Genomic DNA, 23,717 nt, shown 5'->3' on the forward strand with positions numbered 1-23,717 from the left:
GGTTTGTAAAAAGTAAAATGTTAGATGTTAAAAGCTAAAAGTAGCAAAAAAACTTAGAACCTTAGCCACTTAGTATTTAGTATCTAAAATTACAATCCGTGTTGAAACAAATGGAAATACGCTTCGTTGGCATTGATTTTATCTTTGAAATCTCTTACCGTAGTTTTTTCATCAATAACCAATAATTCGATTCCTGCAATATCAGCGAAATCTTCCATATATTCTGTTGTAATAGATTGGCTGTAAACCGTGTGGTGCGCTCCTCCAGCTAAAATCCAAGCTGTAGCTGCTACCTCTAAATTTGGTTTACAATCCCATAAAACTCTTGCAACTGGTAATTTTGGTAATTCTGCCATTGGTTTTACTGCTTCAACTTCGTTTACAATTAAACGGAAACGGGTTCCCATATCAACCAAAGAAACATTGATCGCATCTCCTGCAGGCGAATTAAATACCAAACGAGCTGGATCTTCTTTTCCTCCAATTCCTAATGGATGCACTTCGCAAGAAGGTTTTCCATCAGCAATAGAAGGACAAATTTCTAACATGTGAGAACCTAAAACATATGATTTTTGTGGTGTAAAGTGATACGTATAATCTTCCATGAAAGAAGTTCCGCCTTCCAAACCAATACACATTACTTTTAAAGCTCTTACCATTGCAGCTGTTTTCCAGTCTCCTTCTCCACCAAAACCATAACCATCGGCCATTAATCTTTGTGTTGCAATTCCTGGTAATTGTTTCCAAACTCCAAGGTTTTCAAACGTATCTGTAAAAGCTCCAAATCCTCCTTCTTCAAGGAAAGCTCTTAATCCTAATTCAATTTTTGCCGCTTCAACTAAAGAACTTCTTTGCGCTCCACCTTCTTTTAAAGAATCGGTTAAAGTATATGATTGCTCGTAAACTGCTAATAAATCGTTTAATTCCTTGTCAGTTACTTTTTCGATATGTTTCGTAACATCTGAAGAATCATATCCGTTTACAGACATTCCGAAACGAATTTGAGCTTCCACTTTGTCTCCTTCTGTAACAGCAACTTCACGCATATTGTCTCCAATACGAGCCACTTTTAAGTTTTGAAGTTCGTCCCATCCTAAGACAACTCTTGACCAGATTCCTAATTGTTTTTGAACTCTTTGATCTTCCCAATGTCCAACTACAACTTTACGTTTTTTACGTAATCTAGACATAATGAAACCAAATTCACGATCTCCGTGAGCAGATTGGTTTAAGTTCATGAAATCCATATCGATGCTTCCCCATGGAATTTCAGCATTGTATTGTGTATGTAAATGACACAATGGTTTTTTAAGGATATTCAATCCACCAATCCACATTTTTGCTGGAGAGAAAGTATGCATCCAAGCAATAATTCCGATACAGTTTTTAGCAGAATTTGCTGCCAAACAAACATCTAAAATCTGCGAAGGAGATTTCACCACATCTTTATAAACCACTTTTACTGGAATTGAAGACGAAGCGTCTAATCCTTTTGCAATAATTTGTGAATGTTCTGCTACTTTTCTTAGCGTTTCTTCACCATATAATTCCTGGCTTCCTACTACAAACCATACTTCTTTTTGAGAAATGTCTATCATTTTGTTATTTTTTGTTTCAAGTTTCAGGTTTCACGTTATTGGAATCTGAAAACTCGATTTGTTATATTATTGTTTCTGTTTTGTTTGTTTCACATTCCAAATTTTACGTCCCAACAACTTGAAACTAAAAAAACCTGAAACCTGAAACAAAGCCTTTACTGCCCGTAATACGAATCTTTTCCGTGTTTACGATTGTAATGTTTCTTAATTAATGAATCTTTTAATCTTGGTGCGTTTGGGTTTATTTGTAAAGTCAAGTACGCCATTTCGGCAACTACTTCTAAAACTTTACTATTATAAACTGCTTTTGCTGCATTTTTTCCCCATGCAAACGGACCGTGATTTCCAATTAAAATCATTTCTACTTCTTCATAAGAAAGATTTTTTTCTTCGAAACAATCTAGAATCTGAATTCCGGTATTGTGTTCGTAGTTTCCTTCAATTAAATGATCTGCCATTGGTGGCGCGCACGGAATATCTGCTGTTAAATGATCGGCATGCGTGGTTCCGAAAATTGGAATATCTTGCTGAGATTGCGCCCAAGCCACCGAATACGTAGCGTGTGTATGTGCCACTCCTCCAATATTTGGCCAGTTTTTATATAAATAAGCATGCGTTTTAGTGTCAGATGACGGACGCATTGTTCCTTCGATTACATTATTGTCAAAATCGACAATTACGATATCTTCAGGTTTTAAATCTTCGTAAGGAACACCGCTTGGTTTAATAGCAAAAACACCATTTTTTCTGTCCACGGCACTAACGTTTCCAAAAGTATATACCACCAAATTCAATGCATTTAATTGCATGTTGGCTTCGTAACATTCTTGTTTTAAATCTTTATAAAGAGAACTCATTTTGAGAAATTTTAATAGTTGGATCTGCAAAAGCACTCAATTGTTCATATGCTAAAAGCAGTTTATGATAAGCTTCTACTTTGTCTGTCTGAGGGAAATATTCTCCATCAAAATCACTTCCGATTTTCTGGCTTGCTTCGATTACGTTTGGATAAATTCCGGCTGCAACGGCTGCGTAGATTGCCGCACCCAAAGCAGGTGTTTGGTCTGAAGCTGCAATTTTAATTGGCTTGTTTAAAACATTCGCCAAAGTTTGCATGATGAAAGGAGATTTACGAGCAACACCACCAATTCCGATAACGCTGTCAATTTTTACACCTTCTTCTTCAAAACGATCTACAATTTTCTTTGCTCCAAAACAGATTGCGTTTACCAAAGCTTTGAAAATATGCGGTGCTTTTGTTCCTAAAGAAAGGTTCGAAATAGCACTTTTTACTTCCTGATTAGCATCTGGAGTTCTACGTCCGTTAATCCAGTCTAAAGCAATGGGAAGACTTTCTGAAACTGGAATTTTGGCTGCTTCTTTTGTTAATTCTACAATTAATTTATCGCTGAATTCTTCTCTTAACTGTTCTTTTTGAGCATCATTTAAAAGTGACGAAGAACCTAGTAAATGTTCTGTCGGCCACATTAATAATTCTTTGTACCAAGCCAATAAATCTCCAAAAGCAGATTGTCCCGCTTCTAAACCAATAAATCCTGGAATAACAGATCCGTCAACTTGTCCGCAGATTCCGCGAACTGTTTTTGTTCCAACCTCATCATAAGAACCAACTAGAATATCGCAAGTTGAAGTTCCCATAACACGAACCAAAGTATTCTCTTCGATTTTAGCTCCAACTGCACCAGAATGCGCATCGAAAGTTCCAACAGCCACAACGGTTTCTGTTGAAAGTCCCAAACGATTAGCCCATTCTTGGCTTAAATTTCCGGCAACTAAATCTGAAGTATACGTTTCATCATATAAGTTTCCGCGAAGTTGAGCCAAATAAGGATGTAATTTTTCTAAGAATTCAACTGGCGGCAATCCGTTCCAGTCTTCGTGCCACATGGCTTTGTGTCCTGCTGCGCAACGGCTTCTTTTGAACGTTTTTAAATCTTTATCTTCGATTAGCAAATACGTCATTAAATCGCAATGTTCCATCCAAGTATACGCTGCATTTCTAACAGCTTCGTCTTCTCTTGCAATGTGAAGAATTTTTGCCCAAAACCATTCTGAAGAATAAATTCCTCCAACGTATTTTGTCACGTCTTCTCCGCCCCAGCTTACTGCCAGTTCATTGATTTCGTTTGCTTCATTTATCGAAGTATGATCTTTCCATAAAACCATCATCGCATTTGGATTTTCTTCAAAACCTTTTGTCAATGCCAATGGCGTTCCATCTTTTGTAACTGGAACTGGAGACGATCCCGTTGTATCAATACAAATTCCTTTAACTAAAGAAGGATCAACTTTACTTTCTTTAACTACATTTTGAATGGTTGTTTCCAATCCTTCGATATGGTCCAAAGGATGCTGGCGAAATTGGTTTGCAGCCGCATCACAATACTGTTTGTTCTTCCATCTTTTGTAATGAGAAACATTGGATGCCAACTCTTGTCCATTTTCAGCGTCTATCAGCACCGCGCGAACAGAATCTGTTCCGTAGTCCAATCCTATTACATAATTTTTCATTCTACTTTAATTTTAAAATATTGACAAATATAGATATAAATAATTCATAAGTGTACAAAAAACACTTAATTGAAATTACACAATTCATTTTTGCTATAAATGCATTAAAACAGCATTTTAGCTTTCAATCAAAAAATAAATGTTAACAATACATTTATAACATTGCGATTATTTCAGCTTAATCCTCAAATCGTTATTGAATCCCGCTTTAAAATCGTACTGATTCTTATTTTTTTGCCACAGATTAAAAGAATTTAAATGATTTTTTAATCCTTTTAATCTGCGAAATCTGTGGCTCTTGAACTTTTACTGATTCTTATAATCTAACCAAACTTTCATTTTTCCAACTCCTCGGTTTGACCAAGAGTAATATGGAATTGCTTTCCATTTTGAATTCTCAATCACATTAACGCCCTGCAATAAATTGGCTTCTTTTTTTACTTTGAAAGTATCCGAAGATTTTACATTTATTTTATCAAAATTGGTTTTATTATCAATTTCTTCAACAGCATAAACTATTGGCCCATATTCCAAAGAAACCTTATTCGTATTAATTCCAGCTTTTGGATTCGTAACCACTTCCTGAACTTCCATTGGGAGATTGAGATTAATTTTATCTCCTTTTTTCCACTTTCTATTAATGACGAAATAACCATTTTCTGGCTGAATGACTAAAGTTTCTCCATTTAAAATAACTGTTGCCTTTTGAGTTGAAGCCTTTTTATAACTGTACAAATCTCCAGGTAAAACTTCATTTCTAGACCATCCTGGAACACGAAGTTTAATGGTAAACTGACTTTCTTTTTTAGGATTTACCGAAATCGCAATTTTTCCGTTCCAAGGATAAGAAGTCTGCTGTGAAATCTGTAAATCTGTTTTTCCTAATTGAAAAGAAGCATTGTTTGAAGCATATAAATTAACATACAAAACATCATTAGTTTTAGAATAAATCAATCCCGGAATTGATGGAATAAAACGAATTAAATTGGTTGGACAGCAAGAACAGTCAAACCATCCTTGTCTCGTGCAAGAACCGCGATTTGATTTGTAAACGCCATCTGCTTCCAACGCATTTGGGTAGAAAAATTGTTTTCCGTCAAGCGAAATACCCGATATTAATCCGTTGTACATCGTTCTTTCGATAACATCAAAATATTTAGAAGCTCCGTATAAATTATGCAATCTGTGATTCCAATATACATCGCCAATTGCGGCGCAAGTTTCGTTATAAGCGGTTAAATTTGGCAGTTCGTAATTTGCCCCAAAAGCTTCGCCGTCGTGTCTTGATCCGATGCCGCCTGTGATATACATTTTTTTGTTTATCATGTTTTCCCACAGATTATTTACGGCACTTTCATAACCTTTATCTTTCATTAAAGCCGCAATATCTGTCATTCCCGCGTACATATAAACCGCTCGTACCGCATGACCAACTGCTTCTTTTTGTTCTAAAATTGGTATATGATCTTGAGCGTATTCGCCATACAATTTATGATTGTTCGGATTTCCTCGATTATCCAAATAGTATTTTGCCAGATTCAGATATTCTTTTTTTCCTGTAATTTGATACAATTTCAACAATCCTGTTTCTACAATTTGATGCCCCGGAACACCTTTTACCTGACCGGGATTATCGCCAAAAGTTCGAACCAGCATATCGGCTGCTTTTATAGCAATTTCTAGAAAATTAGTTTTTCCAGTAGCTTCATAATGCACAATCGCCGCTTCGATTAAATGTCCTGGATTATATAATTCGTGACTAATCTGTAACGATTCCCAGCGCTTTCCTTCAATCACAGGAACCCAGCTTGCAGGCGGTTTCGCTGGATTTATCGTTCTCCATGTAGTAATATATCCGTCAGCTTCCTGACCAATTTTTACAATCCCAATCATCGAATCCAAAACTCTTTCTAATTTCGGATTTGGCGCACTGATCAATGTATTCGATGCTCCTTCAATAATCTTATAAACATCAGTATCATCAAAAGGCATTTCGCCTCTTGTTGTTCCTGTTTTTTGTTTTCCTGCAATTAAAAAGTTCTCAAAACGACCTTCTTCATCACATTTTTTAATCGCATATGCAATTGTGATTTCTTGAACTCTTTTTATAATTGGAAGCCAAAAAGAATCAGTCAGTTTTACATTTTGAATGTTAACTGGTTCTATTTGATATCCAGCTTTTAATGCCGAAGTTTTTTCATCAGATTGCATGAGATTGTTTTTGGTTTCTTTACAGGAAATCAAAATTAGCATGCAAAAAATCAATAAATAAAAGCTATACTTTTTCATTTTATTGAATTATTTTCCTTCTAAAACCAATACAGAAAAAGGCGGAAGTGTTATTGTTAACTTTCCATTTTTGTTTTCAAAACCTTTGAAAGCAACAGGAACAATTTTATTCGGATTTTCGAAAGAATTATAATCTTGTAATTTTTGAGAGGTGATGATACTTCCTGTAAAGTTTTTAACTTCCAAATCTTTTGTGTCAATTTCAATTTTGTTTTTATTTACAGCATCAATGTTTACCAATGAAATATGAACAGATCCGCTTTTATCTTTCGAAACAGAAGCCGAAACTGCCGGAATCGTTTGACCTTCATAAGTATAAGAAGGCGATTTGAAATCTACTGGAATTAATTTTGCGTCTTGATGTACGCTGTACATTTTCATTACGCTGTAAGTCGGTGTAGTAATCATTTTTGCTTTGTCAGTCAAAATAACAGCTTGAAGCACATTTACACATTGAGCCAAATTTGCCATACGAACTCGGTCTGCATGATTATTGAAAATATTTAGAGTTGCACCAGCCAAAACCGCATCTCTCATGGTATTTTGCTGATACAAAAATCCTGGATTTGTTCCTTTCTGAACCTCGTACCAACCGCCCCATTCGTCTACAATCATAGCAACTTTTTTCTCTGGATCGTATTTATCCATAACAGCGGCATGTTTTGTAACCAATTCCTCCATTTTTAAAGCAGACTGCATCGTCAGGAAATATTCTTTTTCTGTAAAATTAACATCAGAACCTTTCTTATTCCAGTTGATTACAGCATAATGATGAACACCAACACCGCCTAGCATACCTAAAGGAATGTTCTTCATTAAAACTTCTGTCCAATTGTAATCTGAGCTATTAGCTCCAGAAGCAATTCTGGTAATTCCTCCTGTATTTCCCCAGTCTGACATAAAAGTGGCAAACTTTTTATATTCGTTTGCATAATAATCTGCCGTCATATTTCCCCCGCAGCCCCATGCTTCATTTCCAATTCCCCAATATTTTACTTTCCAAGGTTCTATTCTTCCGTTTTTCTTTCTAAGATCACTCATCGGGCTTTTTCCTGAGAAATTCGCGTACTGAACCCAGTCTGCTAGTTCCTGAACGGTTCCGCTGCCAACATTTCCAGAGAGATACGGTTCTGCTCCAAGCAATTCGCACATATTTAAAAAATCGTGTGTACCAAAACTATTGTCTTCTGTAACTCCTCCCCACCATTGGTTTACGATTGTCGGACGCTGTTCTTTTGGGCCAATTCCATCTTTCCAATGGTAAGTATCTGCGAAACATCCGCCAGGCCATCTTAGATTCGGAATTTTCAATTCTTTTAAGGCTTTGACAATATCATTTCGAACTCCGTTTGTATTTGGAATTTTGGAAGTGTCTCCAACAAAAAATCCTCCATAAATACAGTGTCCTAAATGTTCTGCAAAATGCCCATAGATATTTTTATTGATAGTTGGTGCCGAAGCATCATTTTTGACAGCAATAAGTACCGTTTCTTTTTGTGCGGTTATGGTTTGCATGCAAAGCGCCATCACCAGTAATAAAAATGGTTTTTTCATAAGTTTTTTTGTGGTTTTTGGTTGTTAAAAAATACGGTGGTTTACATATTTTATAACGGTTTGTGATTTTTAGATTTTATAAGTGTACGTTTAACATTTGTAAATATAAACAAAAAAAAGTCTCATAAAAAAATTAAAATCTTAAAACAACTGGTTGCAAAAAATGGATTTGGCAATCAAAAAATTTGAAAAGCAGTAGTAGCAAAGGAATTTTATTTAATTTACGGAAATTTGATATCTCAAAAAACTGACAAAAAAATAAGATATAGCATCTCTTTGTAACAAAAAATGTAACTTTTAAACACTGAATTTGAAATTATACGCAACCGAAGAATGCGCTTTTGAAAATGTTTCTAACTTTGACTCGTATTTTTGATCTGAAATTGAAAAGATTTTCGACAGAAATATCCTGATTTTAATAGATAAATCAATTGATAACTTCTTATTTGTTTCAATTTTAACATAAGTGTAAAATCAACATTAATAAATTATGATACGTTTTAAGAAGTTTATATATTTACCATCCAAATTAATTATATATGCTAAATAGTTATAGCTCTGCTGATAAAGTCTTATTGGCGGTTGACTGCATCATTTTCGGATTCGATCACGAAGGTCTGAAAATACTTTTAATTCAAAGAGATTTTGAACCTGAGAAAGGAAAATGGTCTTTGATCGGAGGTTTTCTAAAACGTGATGAAGTGCTAGATGCTGCGGCAACAAGAATTTTGAATACCTATACTGGTCTGAATGATATTTATATGGAGCAATTGTATGCGTACAGTGAAATCGATCGTGACCCTGTTGAAAGAACCATTTCGGTTTCTTACTTTGCTTTGATTAATATCGAAAACCATAATGAAGAATTAATTCAAAATTATCATGCAGAATGGTTCCCAATTAATGAAGCGCCTAATCTGATTTTTGACCATAACGAAATGGTTCAAAATGCTATTAAACGACTTCGATATAAAACTTCTATCAAACCAATTGGTTTTGAATTGCTTCCTGAAAAATTCACTATGCGCCAGCTTTTAGAATTATATGAAGCTATTTTAAGCAAAGAATTGGATAAAAGAAATTTCATAAGTAAAATTAATTCTCTGGAAATCTTAAATAAACTAGACGAAAAAGACATGCAGTCTTCTCGAAAAGGTTCTTATTTGTACACCTTTAACAAAGAGAAATACGAAGAAAAATTATTAAACAATTTTGTACTCAATTTATAAAAATTCGTTTATTCTCTAGAAGATTTAGATTTGACTGATCAATTATCAAAAAAAATCCGCTAAATCTGTGGGAGAAATTTATAAAGAGTTCCTTAATATAAGAGCAGATCTATTTTCGATCTGCTCTTTTTTTCCATTTAAAACCATATCGGCTAAAATTTTTCCCATTAATTCAAAATTGGTCGAAATGGTTGTAATTCCGTTTGCCGCAATTTTTTTTAACGGCGTTTCATTATAAGAAATAATACCAAAATCTTCTCCTAATTTCAAATTTCTTCCCATCGCATTTTCTATTACCGAAAGCAAATCGCGATCGTGCGGAATTATGTACAAATCTCCTAAAGCAATAGACTGATTACTGAAATCGGAAATAATTTCATAATCATATTTGTATTCTTTACAGAAAGATTCAAAACCAATTTTCATTCCCGGTGGTTCTCTAAAACCAGGAAAAATAAGAATCAGTTTTTTGTATTTTGATAATCTGGATTTCCCTTTTATTAAACCTTCATAAATGTCTCTCTGGTGATTTTGGTAAATGGCTGGAAACATTTTTAAGTCCGAATTGGTCTGATCCAAAATAATTACATCACCTACTGGTAGGGTTTTTATAGAATCAACGATATCGTTTAAGTTCGTTGGCATAATAATATACTTCGTATAATTTCCATTGCTGTCGTCGATCAGTTTTTTAAAAACTTGAACATTAAAATGATGGAAAAAAATATCGACCTGAACATTTTTTCCAATATTTTGCAAAAACGAATTATAAATATCTTCTTTGAAAATATTCAGCTCATCAAAAAGCAAGAAAACCTTCTGAGTTATAGTAATTTCAATGCTTTTAACATAATATCCTTTTCCAGGAATGGCATAAATAATACCCCTTTTCTTCAGTTCGTCATACGCTAATAATACTGTGTCTCGAGACAGAGAAAACGCCAAACAGACTTTATTTACCGACGGAAGCCGATCGCCTTTTATTAATTTTCCTACTTCAATCGCTTTTTCTATTGAAAGAATTATCTGCTTATATTTTGGAAGACCAATATTATTTTGAATGGAAATGATGTTCATAATTAAAGTCATTTTGACTATTAATATTAAAAACTGGTAGGTACTGGTATGCAAATATAAAGAATGTTTCTACTTTTGGATTTCATTTTTGGTAAAAATTATATGGAAATAAAACAGATATCGCATTTAAATGAGATGCATAATTGCAAATTATTCGGTTTAATGCCTAATAAAGAAGAAATTTATTCTTTTGAATTAGCAAATAAAAACGGAATGAAAGTGCAAATCATTAATTATGGTGCAACTATAACTTCCATCCAAATTCCGGTAAATGGAAAATTAACCGATATTGTATTGGGGTTTGATAATTTAGAAGCGTATTTAGAATCTTATAATTTGCCGAGCGCTCCTTACTTTGGTACAACTGTTGGGCGTTATGCCGGCCGTATTCATAAAGCATCTTTTAGTTTAGATGACATCGAATTTAAACTTGATGAAAATAATAATGGCAATGCGCTTCACGGCGGTGATATGGGGTTTGGAAGAAAAATCTGGAATGTAGCAAGCGTAATTTCTGGAGAAAATCCATCTGTTACTTTTAGTCTTTTAAGCGAACATCTGGACGAAGGTTTTCCCGGAGAAATGACGGTTTATCTGACTTATACATTAACAGAAGAAAACGAATTAAAATTAGAATATAAAGCTACATCAATAGAAGATACTGTTATCAATTTGACTCATCACAGTTATTTTAACCTTGACGGACATGATACAAATGTTTTGAAACAGCAGATGTTCATTAAATCGGATAAAATACTGGAAACCAATTCAGATAATATTCCAACGGGAAATTATACCGACTTGACGAATCACGATTTTGATTTCAGAACTCCAAAAAATTGTCCGTTTCCAATTGACAATTCTTTCGTAGTAAATTCTAATACTGAAATTGTGGCGCAGTTAATCAGTTTAAAAAATAATTTAAGAATGAGTGTTTACACCGATCAGCCAAGTGTACATATATATGTGGGCGGAAACTGTTTCGGAAAACTAAAAGGAAAAGAAAATGTAGATTATAATGCACAAAGCGGAATTTGTTTTGAAACACAAAATTTTCCAGACGCGCCAAATCACGCTCATTTTCCGAATGCCGTTTTGAAAAAAGGCGAAGAATACACGCAAAAAACGCTTTACAAATTTGAAAGTTTAAATTAATATAATAATTGTTGGATGAGATAAAATAAAATCTATTTGAATCTGCTGAAATCTTTTAAAATCTGCGTGAAATACTTTTATCAAGATTTTTTCACGCAGATTTATACAGATTAAAGCAGATATACGCTGATTTAAATTTAAGTTAATAAAATTCAAAAACCACAATACAACTAACTATATAATGAATGATATTTTAATACAAAACACCGTTGCTTTTTTCGAGAAATCTTTCGGCTCTTCTCCAGAAAAAACGGTACTTTCTCCAGGTAGAATCAATATTATCGGAGAACATATTGACTACAATGATGGTTATGTTTTACCTGCAGCAATTGACAAAGTAATTTGTTTTGCTTTTTCAAAAAACAACACTAAAACTTCTAAAATAATCGCTATCGATTTGAATGAAGAATTTGAAATCGATTTGACTCAAGAAGTAAAATTGAGTGATGTCGTTTGGACCAATTACATTCGTGGCGTAATCAAACAATTGCAAGATAACGGTTTTTCTTTTGAAGGTTTCAACTGTGTTTTCAGCAGTAATATTCCGGTTGGTTCTGGATTATCTTCTTCTGCAGCTTTAGAATGCGGAACGATTTTCGGAATCAAATCGCTTTTTGATTTAAAATTAGAGAAAGTAGACATTTCTTTATTAGGACAAAAAGCAGAACATTGGGTTGGAATCAATTGCGGAATTATGGATCAGTTTTCAAGCGTTCATGGACTTGAAAACAAAGTAATAAAACTGGATTGCAACACTTTAGACTTTGAATATCACAACGCCGATTTCAAAGATTATTCTCTGATTTTATTTGATTCGAATGTAAAACACTCGCTTTTTACTTCAGAATATAATACAAGAAGAATTGAATGCGAAGAAGGTTTATCTATCATAAAAAATCATTTTCCAGAAGTAAAAAGTTTCAGAGACTCTTCTGTAGAACAGGTTTTAAGTTTAAAAGATAAAATGAGCGAGAAAGTTTTTGACCGAGTTCATTTTGTTGTAAAAGAAATTAATCGCGTAATAAAAGCGTGCGAGGCTTTAGATCAAGGAAATATTGAACTGTTAGGCGAATTGCTTTTTGAAACACATTATGGTTTATCTAAAGAATATGAGGTAAGCTGTGAAGAATTAGATATGCTGGTTGATACGGCAAAAGAAGATGAAGCAATTATTGGCTCGAGGCTAATGGGTGGCGGATTCGGCGGTTGCACCATCAACTTAGTTAAAAAAGGAAATGAAAATGAGGTAAAAAGTAAGTTTTCGAAACTTTATTTAGATACATTTGGAATTGAATTAAAATTCTATGATGTAAAAATCTCAAACGGAACAACACTACTTTAACACCACAACACACTACAATGAAAAATTTTGACATTAACGAAGATCCGCACAGACGCTTCAACCCCTTAATTAACGAATGGGTATTAGTTTCGCCACATCGTGCAAAACGTCCTTGGCAAGGGCAAAATGAAACTATTTCAACAGAAGAACTTCCAAAATACGACCCAACTTGTTATTTGTGTCCAGGAAATGTTCGCGCCAACGGATTAAACAACCCAGAATACGAAAACAGTTTTGTTTTTGAAAATGATTTTGCAGCCATGAAACAGGATGAAATTATTTTTGAAGACGATATCAAACATACTTTTTTTAAAGCTAAACCAGAACAAGGAATTTCGAGAGTGGTTTGTTTTTCTCCACGTCACGATTTGACTTTGCCAGAAATGGAAATTGCCGATATCGAAAATATCATTAAAACTTGGCAAAAAGAATACACTGATTTAGGAAATATAAAATACATTAATCACGTTCAGATTTTTGAAAATAAAGGAAGTGTAATGGGCTGCAGCAATCCGCATCCGCACGGACAAATCTGGGCACAGTCTTCGCTTCCAACTCAAGTTGAAAAAACACAAATTAGCTTAAAATCGTATTACGATAAAAACAAAAAAACGCTTTTAGAAGATTATGTTGAAGCTGAATTAAAAGCCGGAGAAAGAATCGTAATTGAAAATGATCATTTTGTTGCACTTGTTCCTTTTTGGGCAATTTGGCCTTACGAAACCATGATTGTAAGCAAAAGAGCGGTAAACAAAATCACGAATTTTACTGCTGAAGAAAGTGCTGCTTTTGCTAAAATTCTAAAACAATTGACTACGAAGTACGACAATTTATTCAATACTTCTTTTCCATATTCTTCAGGAATTCATCAATCGCCAACAGATGGTTTAGAGCATCCAGAATGGCATTTCCATATGCATTTTTATCCGCCTTTATTAAGATCGGCAACAGTAAAGAAATTTATGGTCGGGTACGAAATGTTAGGCGAATCGCAGCGTGATATTACGCCTGAAAAAAGTGCTGAAATTTTGAGACAATTATCAGAAGTGCATTATAAAAGTCTGGTTAAAGCTTAGTGATTATAACGTGAATGAAGTCAAAAACATGAAAATTTAACAGAATCACCTTCAAATAAATGTAAAAAACACATTTGCTGATGGTTGATTTATAAATTTTTATTTTACATTTGGCTTCCACTTTTATTTTCATAAAAAAATAACGAAAATAAAACACATCTTGCATTTTTTACAAGATTATAAAACATAAATGCTGATTTACAAACCAAATAAACAAATTTAATCCTATAATAATTATTTAAAATACTACTAACAATGAACCAAAACCTCGCTTTCGCAGATTATGCGGTTTTTATTATCTATTTTATCGTAGTCTCTGTCTACGGTTACACGGTTTACCGCAAACGTAAACAAGACGAACAAGATGCTAAAGCTTACTTTTTGGCTGAAGGAAATTTAACATGGTGGGCGATTGGAGCTTCTCTTATTGCTTCAAACATCTCTGCAGAACAATTCATCGGAATGAGTGGTGAAGGTTTCTTTTTAGGAATCGCTGTTGCTGCTTACGAATGGCTTGCCGCTATTGCACTTATTATTGTGGCTGTATGGTTTATTCCTGTATATCTCAAAAATAAGATTTACACCATGCCTCAGTTCTTAAAAACACGTTACAACGAATCTACTGCTTTGATTATGGCGGTTTTCTGGTTGTTTTTATATGTTTTTGTAAACTTAACTTCTATTCTTTATTTGGGAGCTGTTGCTATTAACGGTCTTGCTGGAGGAGAATATCTTCACGCAATTATGATTGGTTTAGCTGTTTTTGCTCTATTTATTTCTCTTGGAGGAATGAAAGTTGTGGCTTACACAGACGTTATTCAGGTTGCTGTATTAATTATTGGAGGTTTGGTAACTTCTTACATCGCTCTAACAACTGTTGGACAATATTTTGGTGTTGGCGAAAATGCAATTGCTGGTTTCAAAGTTTTAATGAGAGAAGCTCCAGAGCATTTCAAAATGATTATCCCAAAACCAACTGCAACATCTTCTCAGCTTGAAATCGATAAATATTTAACTTTCCCTGGATTGTTATCTTATGCTGCTGGTATCTGGATTATCAACTTAAACTACTGGGGATGTAACCAATACATTACGCAGAGAGCACTTGGAGCAGATTTACAAACCGCTCGTACAGGTATTTTATTTGCTGGTATGCTAAAATTATTAATGCCGCTTATCGTAATGCTTCCTGGAATTGCTGCTTACGTTTTATATACAAATGGACATTTACCTCAATTAGTTGGAGGAAAAGATGGTGCTTATTCTGCTGTATTAACTTTCCTTCCAACAGGATTAAAAGGACTTTCTGTTGCTGCTTTAACTGCTGCAATCGTTGCGTCTTTAGCTGGAAAAGTAAACAGTATTTCTACAATTTACACATTAGATATTCATAAAAAATACATTCAAAAAGAAGCGGGCGAAAAACAACAAGTAAATATTGGTAGACTTGCCGTTTTTGCTGCAATGCTTTTAGCTGTTTTATTTACTTGGAATGACGTTTTAGGAATTGGTGGTGTTGGAGGATTTACATACATCCAAAAATACACTGGATTTATCAGCCCTGGAGTTTTTGCTATGTTCTTCTTAGGTATGTTCTGGAAAAGAACTACTGGAACAGCTGCAATCGTTGGGGTAATCTTAGGATTCTTATTATCTGTTTTATTCAACGAATACGCTCCAGCTTTATTTGGACCCGACACATTTTTATACACAGCTTATCCTAACGGGAAAGGAGCTTTCGAAATTCCGTTCCACATTTGTATGGGATTATCATTCTTATTCACAATGATTGCGATGATTTTGATAAGTTTTGCTGGTCCAAAAGTAAACCCAAAAGCATTCGAGACAGAACCTGGAATGTTCAAAGTAAAGCCGCAGACTACGGTCTTAATCGTAATTACATTACTGATTATCGTGGCTCTTTATGTTAAGTTCTGGTAATAAATTATCAGTTCTATTCTCTCTATCTTTACAGCTGTTGTTTGTCATGAACAACAGCTGTAAATTTTTAAAAAAAGTTTTAAAATAGAAATAAAAGCCACGAATTAAAATGATTCGCTTTATTTTGTCAGCCTGAGCGTCCCGAGACTTCGGGAGAAGGGCGCTCCAATTGGACGTGGGCTTCTCCCGAAGTCTCGGGACGCTCAGCCTGACAATCTAATTCATAAAACAAGAATTTTAAATTATAATATATAAATACCATGCAGTTATCATTAACCCAAAAAATCATTATCGTTACGGGAGGCGCAAAAGGAATCGGTTTAGGAATCGTTAAGGTTCTGGCTGAAGAAAATGCCATTCCGTTTATCGTTGGACGTAACGAAAATGACAACATCAAAGCCGTAGAAGAATTAAAAGCCCTTGGAAAAGAAGCGCATCAAGTTGCTGCCGATTTGACAAAACCTGAAGACTGCAAAAAAGCCGTTGAAGCCGTAATCACAAAATTCGGCAGAATTGACGGATTGGTAAACAATGCCGGTGTTAACGACGGAGTTGGATTGGAAAACGGAAATTATGAAGATTTCGCTGCTTCGCTTCACAAAAATTTAGTGCATTATTATCTAATGGCACAGCACGCGCTTCCATATTTGAAAGAATCAAAAGGAGCAATTGTAAACATCGGTTCTAAAACTGCCGAAACAGGTCAAGGTGGCACCTCAGCATATGCCGCTTCAAACGGCGGAAGAAATGCTTTAACCAGAGAATGGGCGGTTGAATTATTAAAATATAGCATTCGTGTAAACGCTGTAATTGTAGCTGAATGTTACACGCCACTTTATGAAACGTGGATCAATACTTTTGAAAACAAAGAAGAAAAACTAGCTACAATTACTAAAAATATTCCGCTAGAAAACAGAATGACAACCGCAGAAGAAATTGCGAATATGGTTGTTTTCTTATTGTCTGAAAAATCAAGCCATACAACAGGACAGATTATTTATGTTGATGGTGGTTATACACATTTAGATCGTTCTATTTAATTTTTTTTAGCCACAGATTAAAAGGATTAAAATGATTCGGTTTAGTTTGTCACCCTGAGCGTCCCGAGACTTCGGGAGAAGGGCGTTCCAATTGGACGAGGGCTTCGACTTCGCTCAGCCTGACAAAACTTGACGAAAAAATCCTTTTTAATCTTTATAATCTGTGGCAAAACTAACTTTCGCATTATTTTTAAAATATAGATTTGAACACATAGAGCTATGTGAATTTAGATAAGTGAAGTGCCTTTTAGACAAAGAAAAACTATGATTCTATGTGTTTAAAAATTAATACCAAAGAGTAAAAATCCTTCTAATCTTTATAATCTATGGCAAAACTAACCTTCACATTATTTTTAAAATCAGAAGGCGTAATTCCCTTAACTTTTTTGAAAAGTTTATTAAAGTTTGAAGCCGTTTTATAACCGCATTCATACGCAATCTCAGACATACTTTTATCCGTTTCCAATAACAGCTTACAAGCATTCGAAATTCTGATCTCGTGCAGATAATCTACAAAATTCTTCTTCGTTTTAACTCTGAACATTCTGCAGAAAGAAGTCCGAGTCATATTCGCGACAGCGGCAATTTCTTCTAATGAAATATTCTTTTTATAATTCTTATTGACATATTGAAAAACCTCCGAAAGACGATCTACATTTGAATCCTTCTGCATCAAAGAATAAATTTCGTCATTGATATAAATCGTATCCTGACTTTCGGAAAGAATAGACAAAATCTCAAAAAGTCCTACAATAACTTCGAAGTCTTTTTTAGAAACTAATTTTTCCAGTTTTTTAGCAATCTGTTTATTTGTTTTTCCGATAATCGAAATTCCTTTTCCGGCTTGAAAAAAAAGTTCGTTGATTTTTTGGGTTTCTTTTAATTCATAAAAGGTCGGTCCGAAAATGTCTTTATGAAAATATACGACAATCGAATTGGCTTTTAAATCCTCAATTCCGTGATAATATTTTTCATCATTCAGCCAAACATGAGGAATATCAGAACCTAAAAAAACCATATCCCCCGGTTCAAACGGCATAACCGAATTTCCGATAATTCGCTTGCCAAAACTCTCTTTTACATATACCAATTCCAATTCCGGATGCGAATGAAAAGGCGCCTGAAAAAAAGGTTCAATACGATTGAGCACCGAAACTTTGGTGTTGAGATACGAAGCTATTTTAGTTTGTTCCAATTTCATCTTGCAAAGATAATTAAAGATTATACACGGATAATATTAGGCTATTAATGAATTTATAAAAAAACTAATTTTATTTTTCGTTAACTGCCCGAATTCTATACAAAATCAAAGGATTAAATTGTTATAAAACCAAAGCAGTGACATCAAAAAAAAAAGAAAAAACAAACAACACAATGTCTGAGAATAACACAAAAAAACTGGTTGTAAAATTACATCCTGACGATAATGTCTTGGTTGCTTTAACCGACTTACAAAAAGGAGAAACTATTCTTTTTGAAAACGAAACTTACGTTTTACAAGACCTCATCAAAGCCAAACATAAATTCTACATGCAGGACATGAAGCAGGGAGAAGAAGTAAATATGTACGGCGTTTTGGTTGGAAAAGTGCAAAACGATTTGGCAAAAGGAAGTCTAATGACGACCGAAAATCTTAAACATGCAGCGGATCCTTATGCGTACAGAAACGCTTCATACGAATGGAATGCGCCTGATGTTTCTAAGTTTAAAAACAGAACTTTCAAAGGTTACAAAAGAAAAGACGGACGCGTTGGAACAGCTAATTACTGGCTTTTTGTTCCGACTGTTTTTTGTGAAAACAGAAATTTAGATGTTATCAAAGAAGCGTTGCACAAACAATTGGGTTACGCAGTAACGGACAAATACAACCAATTTACGCACGAATTATTGGAAGGTTATTTGAACGGAAATGACATTAACGATATCAATATTGAATTAAATCCGACTCCAAAAAACAAACGTGTTTTTGAAAATGTAGACGGAATTAAATTCTTAAATCATCAAGGCGGTTGTGGCGGAACACGTCAGGATGCTTCTACTTTGAGCGCTTTATTGGCTTCTTATGCGAATCATCCAAACGTGGGCGGAATTACACTTTTGAGTTTAGGATGCCAGCATTTACAAGTTCAAGATTTTGTAAACGATGTAAAAAGACAAAATCCAGAATTTGACAAACCGTTGTTTATTTTTGAACAACAGCAGACCGAAAGCGAAGAAGTTTTGATTACCAATGCCATCAAAAAAACATTTGAAGGTTTAATCGAAATCAACAAATATGAAAGAACCGATGCACCTTTAAGCGATTTATGTATTGGTGTAAAATGTGGAGGAAGCGATGGTTTCAGCGGTGTTTCTGCAAATCCTGCTGTGGGTTATACTTCAGATTTAGTCGTAGCTTTAGGCGGAAAAATTCTTTTGGCTGAATTTCCAGAATTATGTGGTGCCGAACAGAATTTAATTGACAGATGCATTACGGAAGATAAGGCTAAAAAATTCATCAATTTAATGGAATCTTATGATGAACTGGCACATAAAGTGGGTTCAGGTTTTCATATGAATCCGTCTCCTGGAAATATCAAAGACGGATTAATTACCGACGCGATCAAAAGTGCTGGAGCGGCCAAAAAAGGCGGTACTTCTCCTGTAGTGGATGTTTTAGATTATACCGAATTGGTTACAAAACCGGGTTTAAGTTTGGTTTGTACGCCAGGAAATGACGTTGAAGCAACAACTGGAAAAGCGGCTTCTGGAGCAACTTTAATTTTGTTTACAACTGGATTGGGAACTCCGACAGGAAACCCAGTTTGCCCTGTAATTAAAGTGGCAACAAACTCTGTTTTGGCAACCAGAATGAAAGATATTATCGATATTGACTGCGGACCAATTATCAGTGGTGAAAAATCTATTGAAGAAATGGGCGAAGAAATTTTAGAATACTGCATCAAAGCGGCAAGCGGCGAAATTATTCCGAAAGCAGTTCAATTAAACCAAGATGATTTTATTCCGTGGAAACGTGGCGTATCTTTGTAAAAGACTATTAAAAAACAACTCATAAAAATTTATATCAAATGTTTTCATTACAAAACAAAAAAGCAATAATCACTGGCGGAGGAAGCGGAATTGGAAGAGCGATTTCAGTTTTATTTGCTAAACAAGGAGCTGAAGTTCATATTTTAGAATTGACGGAAGAAAGCGCAAAAGAAACGGTTGAAGAAATAAAATCAGCTGGAGGAAATGTTTTTGCTCACGCTTGCGATGTTTCGAACCACGAACAAGTAAACTCAACTTTCCAAAAAATTGGAAATATCAATATTCTGGTAAACAACGCCGGAATTGCACACGTTGGAAAAGTAGACACAACTTCCGAATCTGATTTTGACCGTATCATGAATGTAAACGTAAAAGGAGTTTACAACTGTCTTCATGCTTCGATTCCAGCGCTAAGAAATTCTGGCGGAGGTGTCATTTTGAATTTGGCTTCAATCGCTTGCTGGGTTGGAATTCCTGATCGTTTTGCTTATTCTACAGCAAAAGGAGCAGTTATGGCAATGACTTTATCGGTTGCAAAAGATTATTTGAATGATAAAATTAGATGTAATTCTATTTCTCCAGCGAGAGTTCACACACCTTTCGTAGACGGGTTTATCGCTAAAAATTATCCTGGAAAAGAAGAAGAAATCTTCGAAAAACTATCTCAATCGCAACCAATCGGCCGTATGGGAAAACCAGAAGAAATCGCAACATTGGCATTATTTTTATGCAGTGACGAATCGTCTTTCATCACAGGTTCAGATTACCCAATTGATGGTGGATTTATCAAATTAAACAACTAAAATATTGATTTAGCCACAGATTAAAAAGATTAAAAAATTTAAAAAAATCTGCTTGATCTGCAAAATCTGCGTGCAAAAAAAATAAGCCACGAATTTCACGAATTTCCACAAATTTTAATTCGAGAAAATTTGTGCAATTCGTGGCAAAAAAAATTAAGCAACATATTAAAGGATTAAGCAAATTTTATATTTTGTTTTTGTCAGACTGAGCGTCCCGAGACTTCGGGAGAAGCCCACGTCCAATTGGAACGCCCTTCGACTTCGCTCAGGGTGACAATCTAAATAAATCATTCTAATCCTTTTAATCTGTGGCTAAAAAAAATACACATTACTAAAAAAATTAAAATATGAAACTTATTAGATTCGGAGAAGAAGGAAAGGAAAAACCAGGAGTTTTACTAAATGAAAAAAGATACGATGTTTCTTCTATTGTAACAGATTACAATGAAGCTTTTTTTGAAAACGACGGTTTAGCAAAATTAGAAGAAGCTCTAAAAAATAAACCATCTTTACCAGAAGTAAGCGATTCAGCACGTTTAGGTTCGCCAGTTGCGCGTCCTTCAAAAATTATCTGCATCGGATTAAATTATGTAGATCACTGTGAAGAAACTGGCGCTGCAATTCCAGAAGAGCCAATTATTTTCTTTAAATCAACCACTTCTTTATGCGGACCAAATGACAATTTGATTATCCCAAAAAACAGCGAAAAAACAGACTGGGAAGTAGAATTGGCATTTGTTGTAGGTAAAAAAGCAAGCTATGTTTCTGAAGAAGATGCGCCAAATTATATTGCTGGATATTGCCTTTTGAATGATTACAGCGAAAGAGCATTCCAAATCGAACGCGGCGGACAATGGGCAAAAGGAAAAGGTTCTGATACCTTCGCTCCTCTTGGACCAATTATGGCAACTCCAGACGAAATTGGCGATGTGAATAACTTAAAAATGTGGCTTACTGTAAACGGAAAAACTTTCCAAAACAGTAATACTTCAAACTTGATTTTTAAAATTCCGTTTTTAGTGCATTATTTAAGCCAGTTTATGACCTTGCTTCCTGGCGATGTTATCAGTACTGGAACGCCTCCAGGAGTTGGATTAGGAATTAAACCAGATCCAATTTACATTAAAGCGGGTGACGTAATCGAATTAGGAATTGAAGGTTTAGGCACAAGTAAACAAACTGCTGTAGCGTACCAACAAAACTAAAATTATGGCAACTCAAAAATTCTATCTGGCGTTAGACTTAAAAGACGACGCCAATTTGATTGCAGAATACAAAGAACTGCATGAAAATGTCTGGCCAGAAATTAAAAAAAGCATTCAAGATTCTGGAATTGAAGTTTTGGATATTTATTGCACTGGAAACAGATTGTTCATGATTATCGAAGCAGATGCTGATTTTACTTTCGAAAAGAAAGATCAAGCTGATGCGGCAAATGAAAAAGTTCAGGAATGGGAAACCTTAATGTGGAAATTCCAGCAAGCTTTACCATGGGCAAAACCAGGACAAAAATGGATTTTAATGGATAAGATTTTTGAATTGTAAAATTCTATTCTTATTTCAAAAAATAAAAAAGAGGATTTTCAAAAACCCTCTTTTTTATTGCGTTACTATTCTAAACATAGCCCGTGGTTTCAACCACGGGAATACGAATCATAATCATATATCCCGACGCTTTGAAATATATCACTCCGCTGGAGCTTTCTTTCGTTTTTAAATTTTATTTCCTATAAATATTTTGCTCCGCTGGAGCAACAATCTCAATAAAAAAGGCCTGATTATTCGGGGCTTTGTTCTTTCTGCATATTTAATAAATACGCCATATTGGCTATTACGTGATCATGTTTTTTGACAAACGAATTTTCCTCGTTCCAAACATAGCCTGCTAAAACAGCACATATTTTTTCTTTCACATCTGGATTTTCTGGCTGATGGAAAAATAAAGTCTGCAAATTTCCGGTATACCATTCTTGAACATAAGTCGTGAAAACAGCGATTCCGCGTTTCATATATTGGGTAAACTCCACTTCCCAATCAACAGGAATTCCTTGTGATTCTTTCAAATATAATTTTGCTGCGAGCATTCCAGATTCAGTTGCAAAAGCTACTCCCGAAGAGAAAACTGGATCTAAAAATTCAGAGCTATTTCCTGTCAAAGCAAAACCGTCGCCATACATTCTTTTTACTGCTCTTGAATAGTTTTCTAATTTAACGGGTTCGAATAAAAATTCTGTTCCGGCAAATCTTTTGATATAATAATCCGATTTCTGAATGGCATTTTTTAAAGCCTCTGCATTGTCTTTATTTTCAGAAAGTGAATTTATAAAATCTGTTGGACCAACAACTCCCAAACTTGTATTTCCGTTCGAAAATGGAATCACCCAAAGCCACACTTCAGTTTCCAAAATGTCAAAAGAAATCTGAGTTCCTTCTTCACCTTCTGGTCTGTTAATATCTTTTACATGCGTAAAAATAGAAGAATGTGGATCTAGTTTTGAAGGCGTATCCAAATCTAAAAGTCTCGGTAAAACGCGACCATATCCACTTGAATCAATTATAAAGTTGGCGTGAATTTCTTTTAGATTTCCGTCTTTGTCTTTTACGATCGTTTTTGATTTTTTTCCTTCAAAAGAAACTTCCAAAACTTCACTTTCAAATTCTAGATCAATTCCTTTTCGCACAATTTCCTGCGCCATTGTATTGTCAAAATCAGCACGAGGAACTTGCCAGGTCCAATCCCAGCCTTCTCCAAATTTTTTACTAAAATCAAAAGTGCAGATTTCTTCGCCTCTGATAAAACGAGCTCCTAATTTTTTTTCGAAGTTCATTGCATCAAGTGCTTCAAACAATTCAGCCTCAGCAAAATGATCCATCACACGCGGAATAAGACTTTCGCCAACAACCAGTCTCGGAAACTTTGTTTTTTCTACAACTTTTACTTTAACGTTGTTTTTATAAAGATACGACGCAGATACACATCCAGAAGGTCCTGCACCAATCACTAAAACATCAACAAACTCCTTTATCATATTAGAATTATTATCATTAATT

The 23,717-nt window shown here is 34.7% G+C and carries 18 protein-coding genes; 10 read left to right on the forward strand and 8 right to left on the reverse strand.

Features of this window, described 5'->3' with window-relative positions:
* Nucleotides 1-89: 89 nt before the first annotated feature.
* From araA to LL966_RS11910, 5 genes are all read right to left on the reverse strand, one after another.
* Nucleotides 90-1,598 (reverse strand): L-arabinose isomerase, encoded by a 1,509-nt coding sequence (gene araA / locus LL966_RS11890; protein ID WP_229353409.1) that lies wholly within the window; start codon nucleotides 1,596-1,598, stop codon nucleotides 90-92.
* Between the two features lie 155 nt (nucleotides 1,599-1,753).
* Nucleotides 1,754-2,455: an L-ribulose-5-phosphate 4-epimerase gene (locus tag LL966_RS11895; protein WP_229353411.1), complete on the reverse strand. Its 702-nt coding sequence runs from the start codon at nucleotides 2,453-2,455 to the stop codon at nucleotides 1,754-1,756.
* Nucleotides 2,439-4,130, reverse strand: coding sequence for a ribulokinase (locus LL966_RS11900; protein ID WP_229353413.1), 1,692 nt, complete (start codon nucleotides 4,128-4,130; stop codon nucleotides 2,439-2,441). Before LL966_RS11900 ends, LL966_RS11895 begins: the two co-directional genes overlap by 17 nt.
* Before the next feature lie 306 nt (nucleotides 4,131-4,436).
* Complete coding sequence (locus LL966_RS11905; protein WP_229353415.1) at nucleotides 4,437-6,341, reverse strand: glycoside hydrolase family 127 protein; 1,905 nt, start codon at nucleotides 6,339-6,341, stop codon at nucleotides 4,437-4,439.
* Nucleotides 6,342-6,428: 87 nt separating this feature from the next.
* Complete coding sequence (locus tag LL966_RS11910; protein WP_317207134.1) at nucleotides 6,429-7,973, reverse strand: alpha-N-arabinofuranosidase; 1,545 nt, start codon at nucleotides 7,971-7,973, stop codon at nucleotides 6,429-6,431.
* Nucleotides 7,974-8,512: 539 nt separating this feature from the next.
* Between LL966_RS11910 and LL966_RS11915 the strand changes: the two genes are divergently transcribed.
* Nucleotides 8,513-9,202 carry an NUDIX hydrolase gene (locus LL966_RS11915; RefSeq protein ID WP_229353418.1) on the forward strand — a complete coding sequence of 230 codons (690 nt, stop codon included), beginning with the start codon at nucleotides 8,513-8,515 and terminating at the stop codon, nucleotides 9,200-9,202.
* Between the two features lie 78 nt (nucleotides 9,203-9,280).
* Here the strand turns inward: LL966_RS11915 and LL966_RS11920 are convergent, their stop codons facing one another.
* Nucleotides 9,281-10,279: a GntR family transcriptional regulator gene (locus tag LL966_RS11920; RefSeq protein WP_229353423.1), complete on the reverse strand. Its 999-nt coding sequence runs from the start codon at nucleotides 10,277-10,279 to the stop codon at nucleotides 9,281-9,283.
* A gap of 102 nt (nucleotides 10,280-10,381) precedes the next feature.
* Between LL966_RS11920 and LL966_RS11925 the strand changes: the two genes are divergently transcribed.
* From LL966_RS11925 to LL966_RS11945, 5 genes are all read left to right on the forward strand, one after another.
* The gene (locus LL966_RS11925) at nucleotides 10,382-11,434 is read left to right on the forward strand and encodes an aldose epimerase family protein (RefSeq protein ID WP_229353424.1); all 1,053 of its coding nucleotides are present in this window, start codon (nucleotides 10,382-10,384) and stop codon (nucleotides 11,432-11,434) included.
* 181 nt (nucleotides 11,435-11,615) lie between these two features.
* On the forward strand, nucleotides 11,616-12,776 hold the full coding sequence (gene galK / locus LL966_RS11930) for a galactokinase (RefSeq protein WP_229353425.1): 1,161 nt from the start codon (nucleotides 11,616-11,618) through the stop codon (nucleotides 12,774-12,776).
* A gap of 17 nt (nucleotides 12,777-12,793) precedes the next feature.
* On the forward strand, nucleotides 12,794-13,852 hold the full coding sequence (locus tag LL966_RS11935; protein WP_229353427.1) for a UDP-glucose--hexose-1-phosphate uridylyltransferase: 1,059 nt from the start codon (nucleotides 12,794-12,796) through the stop codon (nucleotides 13,850-13,852).
* 255 nt (nucleotides 13,853-14,107) lie between these two features.
* Complete coding sequence (locus tag LL966_RS11940; protein WP_229353430.1) at nucleotides 14,108-15,793, forward strand: sodium/sugar symporter; 1,686 nt, start codon at nucleotides 14,108-14,110, stop codon at nucleotides 15,791-15,793.
* A gap of 260 nt (nucleotides 15,794-16,053) precedes the next feature.
* On the forward strand, nucleotides 16,054-16,833 hold the full coding sequence (locus LL966_RS11945) for an L-fucose dehydrogenase (RefSeq protein ID WP_229353431.1): 780 nt from the start codon (nucleotides 16,054-16,056) through the stop codon (nucleotides 16,831-16,833).
* 310 nt (nucleotides 16,834-17,143) lie between these two features.
* Here the strand turns inward: LL966_RS11945 and LL966_RS11950 are convergent, their stop codons facing one another.
* The gene (locus tag LL966_RS11950) at nucleotides 17,144-18,034 is read right to left on the reverse strand and encodes an AraC family transcriptional regulator (RefSeq protein ID WP_229353434.1); all 891 of its coding nucleotides are present in this window, start codon (nucleotides 18,032-18,034) and stop codon (nucleotides 17,144-17,146) included.
* Nucleotides 18,035-18,207: 173 nt separating this feature from the next.
* Here LL966_RS11950 and LL966_RS11955 point away from each other — a divergent pair, with 173 nt between their 5' ends.
* The 4 genes from LL966_RS11955 (at nucleotide 18,208) to LL966_RS11970 (ending at nucleotide 22,211) form a co-directional block, all read left to right on the forward strand.
* Nucleotides 18,208-19,863, forward strand: a complete 1,656-nt coding sequence (locus LL966_RS11955) for a UxaA family hydrolase (protein WP_229353448.1) — start codon at nucleotides 18,208-18,210, stop codon at nucleotides 19,861-19,863.
* A 38-nt stretch (nucleotides 19,864-19,901) separates the two neighbouring features.
* A complete protein-coding gene (locus LL966_RS11960; protein WP_095930657.1) occupies nucleotides 19,902-20,666 on the forward strand; it encodes an SDR family NAD(P)-dependent oxidoreductase in 765 nt (254 codons plus the stop codon).
* A gap of 347 nt (nucleotides 20,667-21,013) precedes the next feature.
* Nucleotides 21,014-21,871, forward strand: coding sequence for a fumarylacetoacetate hydrolase family protein (locus LL966_RS11965; protein WP_229353451.1), 858 nt, complete (start codon nucleotides 21,014-21,016; stop codon nucleotides 21,869-21,871).
* A gap of 4 nt (nucleotides 21,872-21,875) precedes the next feature.
* The gene (locus tag LL966_RS11970; protein WP_229353459.1) at nucleotides 21,876-22,211 is read left to right on the forward strand and encodes an L-rhamnose mutarotase; all 336 of its coding nucleotides are present in this window, start codon (nucleotides 21,876-21,878) and stop codon (nucleotides 22,209-22,211) included.
* Between the two features lie 233 nt (nucleotides 22,212-22,444).
* On the opposite strand, the gene LL966_RS11975 is transcribed toward LL966_RS11970, so the two are convergent.
* Nucleotides 22,445-23,695 carry an NAD(P)/FAD-dependent oxidoreductase gene (locus tag LL966_RS11975; RefSeq protein WP_229353460.1) on the reverse strand — a complete coding sequence of 417 codons (1,251 nt, stop codon included), beginning with the start codon at nucleotides 23,693-23,695 and terminating at the stop codon, nucleotides 22,445-22,447.
* Nucleotides 23,696-23,717: the final 22 nt, after the last annotated feature.

The organism is Flavobacterium chungbukense (assembly GCF_020805785.1).
GTDB classification, from domain to species: Bacteria; Bacteroidota; Bacteroidia; order Flavobacteriales; family Flavobacteriaceae; genus Flavobacterium; species Flavobacterium chungbukense.

Coding starts and splice junctions, on each gene's coding strand:
- araA (WP_229353409.1), bottom strand. CDS start 1,598: ATGATAGACATTTCTCAAAAAGAAGTATGGTTTGTAGTAGGAAGCCAG.
- LL966_RS11895 (WP_229353411.1), bottom strand. CDS start 2,455: ATGAGTTCTCTTTATAAAGATTTAAAACAAGAATGTTACGAAGCCAAC.
- LL966_RS11900 (WP_229353413.1), bottom strand. CDS start 4,130: ATGAAAAATTATGTAATAGGATTGGACTACGGAACAGATTCTGTTCGC.
- LL966_RS11905 (WP_229353415.1), bottom strand. CDS start 6,341: ATGCAATCTGATGAAAAAACTTCGGCATTAAAAGCTGGATATCAAATA.
- LL966_RS11910 (WP_317207134.1), bottom strand. CDS start 7,973: ATGAAAAAACCATTTTTATTACTGGTGATGGCGCTTTGCATGCAAACC.
- LL966_RS11915 (WP_229353418.1), top strand. CDS start 8,513: ATGCTAAATAGTTATAGCTCTGCTGATAAAGTCTTATTGGCGGTTGAC.
- LL966_RS11920 (WP_229353423.1), bottom strand. CDS start 10,279: ATGAACATCATTTCCATTCAAAATAATATTGGTCTTCCAAAATATAAG.
- LL966_RS11925 (WP_229353424.1), top strand. CDS start 10,382: ATGGAAATAAAACAGATATCGCATTTAAATGAGATGCATAATTGCAAA.
- galK (WP_229353425.1), top strand. CDS start 11,616: ATGAATGATATTTTAATACAAAACACCGTTGCTTTTTTCGAGAAATCT.
- LL966_RS11935 (WP_229353427.1), top strand. CDS start 12,794: ATGAAAAATTTTGACATTAACGAAGATCCGCACAGACGCTTCAACCCC.
- LL966_RS11940 (WP_229353430.1), top strand. CDS start 14,108: ATGAACCAAAACCTCGCTTTCGCAGATTATGCGGTTTTTATTATCTAT.
- LL966_RS11945 (WP_229353431.1), top strand. CDS start 16,054: ATGCAGTTATCATTAACCCAAAAAATCATTATCGTTACGGGAGGCGCA.
- LL966_RS11950 (WP_229353434.1), bottom strand. CDS start 18,034: ATGAAATTGGAACAAACTAAAATAGCTTCGTATCTCAACACCAAAGTT.
- LL966_RS11955 (WP_229353448.1), top strand. CDS start 18,208: ATGTCTGAGAATAACACAAAAAAACTGGTTGTAAAATTACATCCTGAC.
- LL966_RS11960 (WP_095930657.1), top strand. CDS start 19,902: ATGTTTTCATTACAAAACAAAAAAGCAATAATCACTGGCGGAGGAAGC.
- LL966_RS11965 (WP_229353451.1), top strand. CDS start 21,014: ATGAAACTTATTAGATTCGGAGAAGAAGGAAAGGAAAAACCAGGAGTT.
- LL966_RS11970 (WP_229353459.1), top strand. CDS start 21,876: ATGGCAACTCAAAAATTCTATCTGGCGTTAGACTTAAAAGACGACGCC.
- LL966_RS11975 (WP_229353460.1), bottom strand. CDS start 23,695: ATGATAAAGGAGTTTGTTGATGTTTTAGTGATTGGTGCAGGACCTTCT.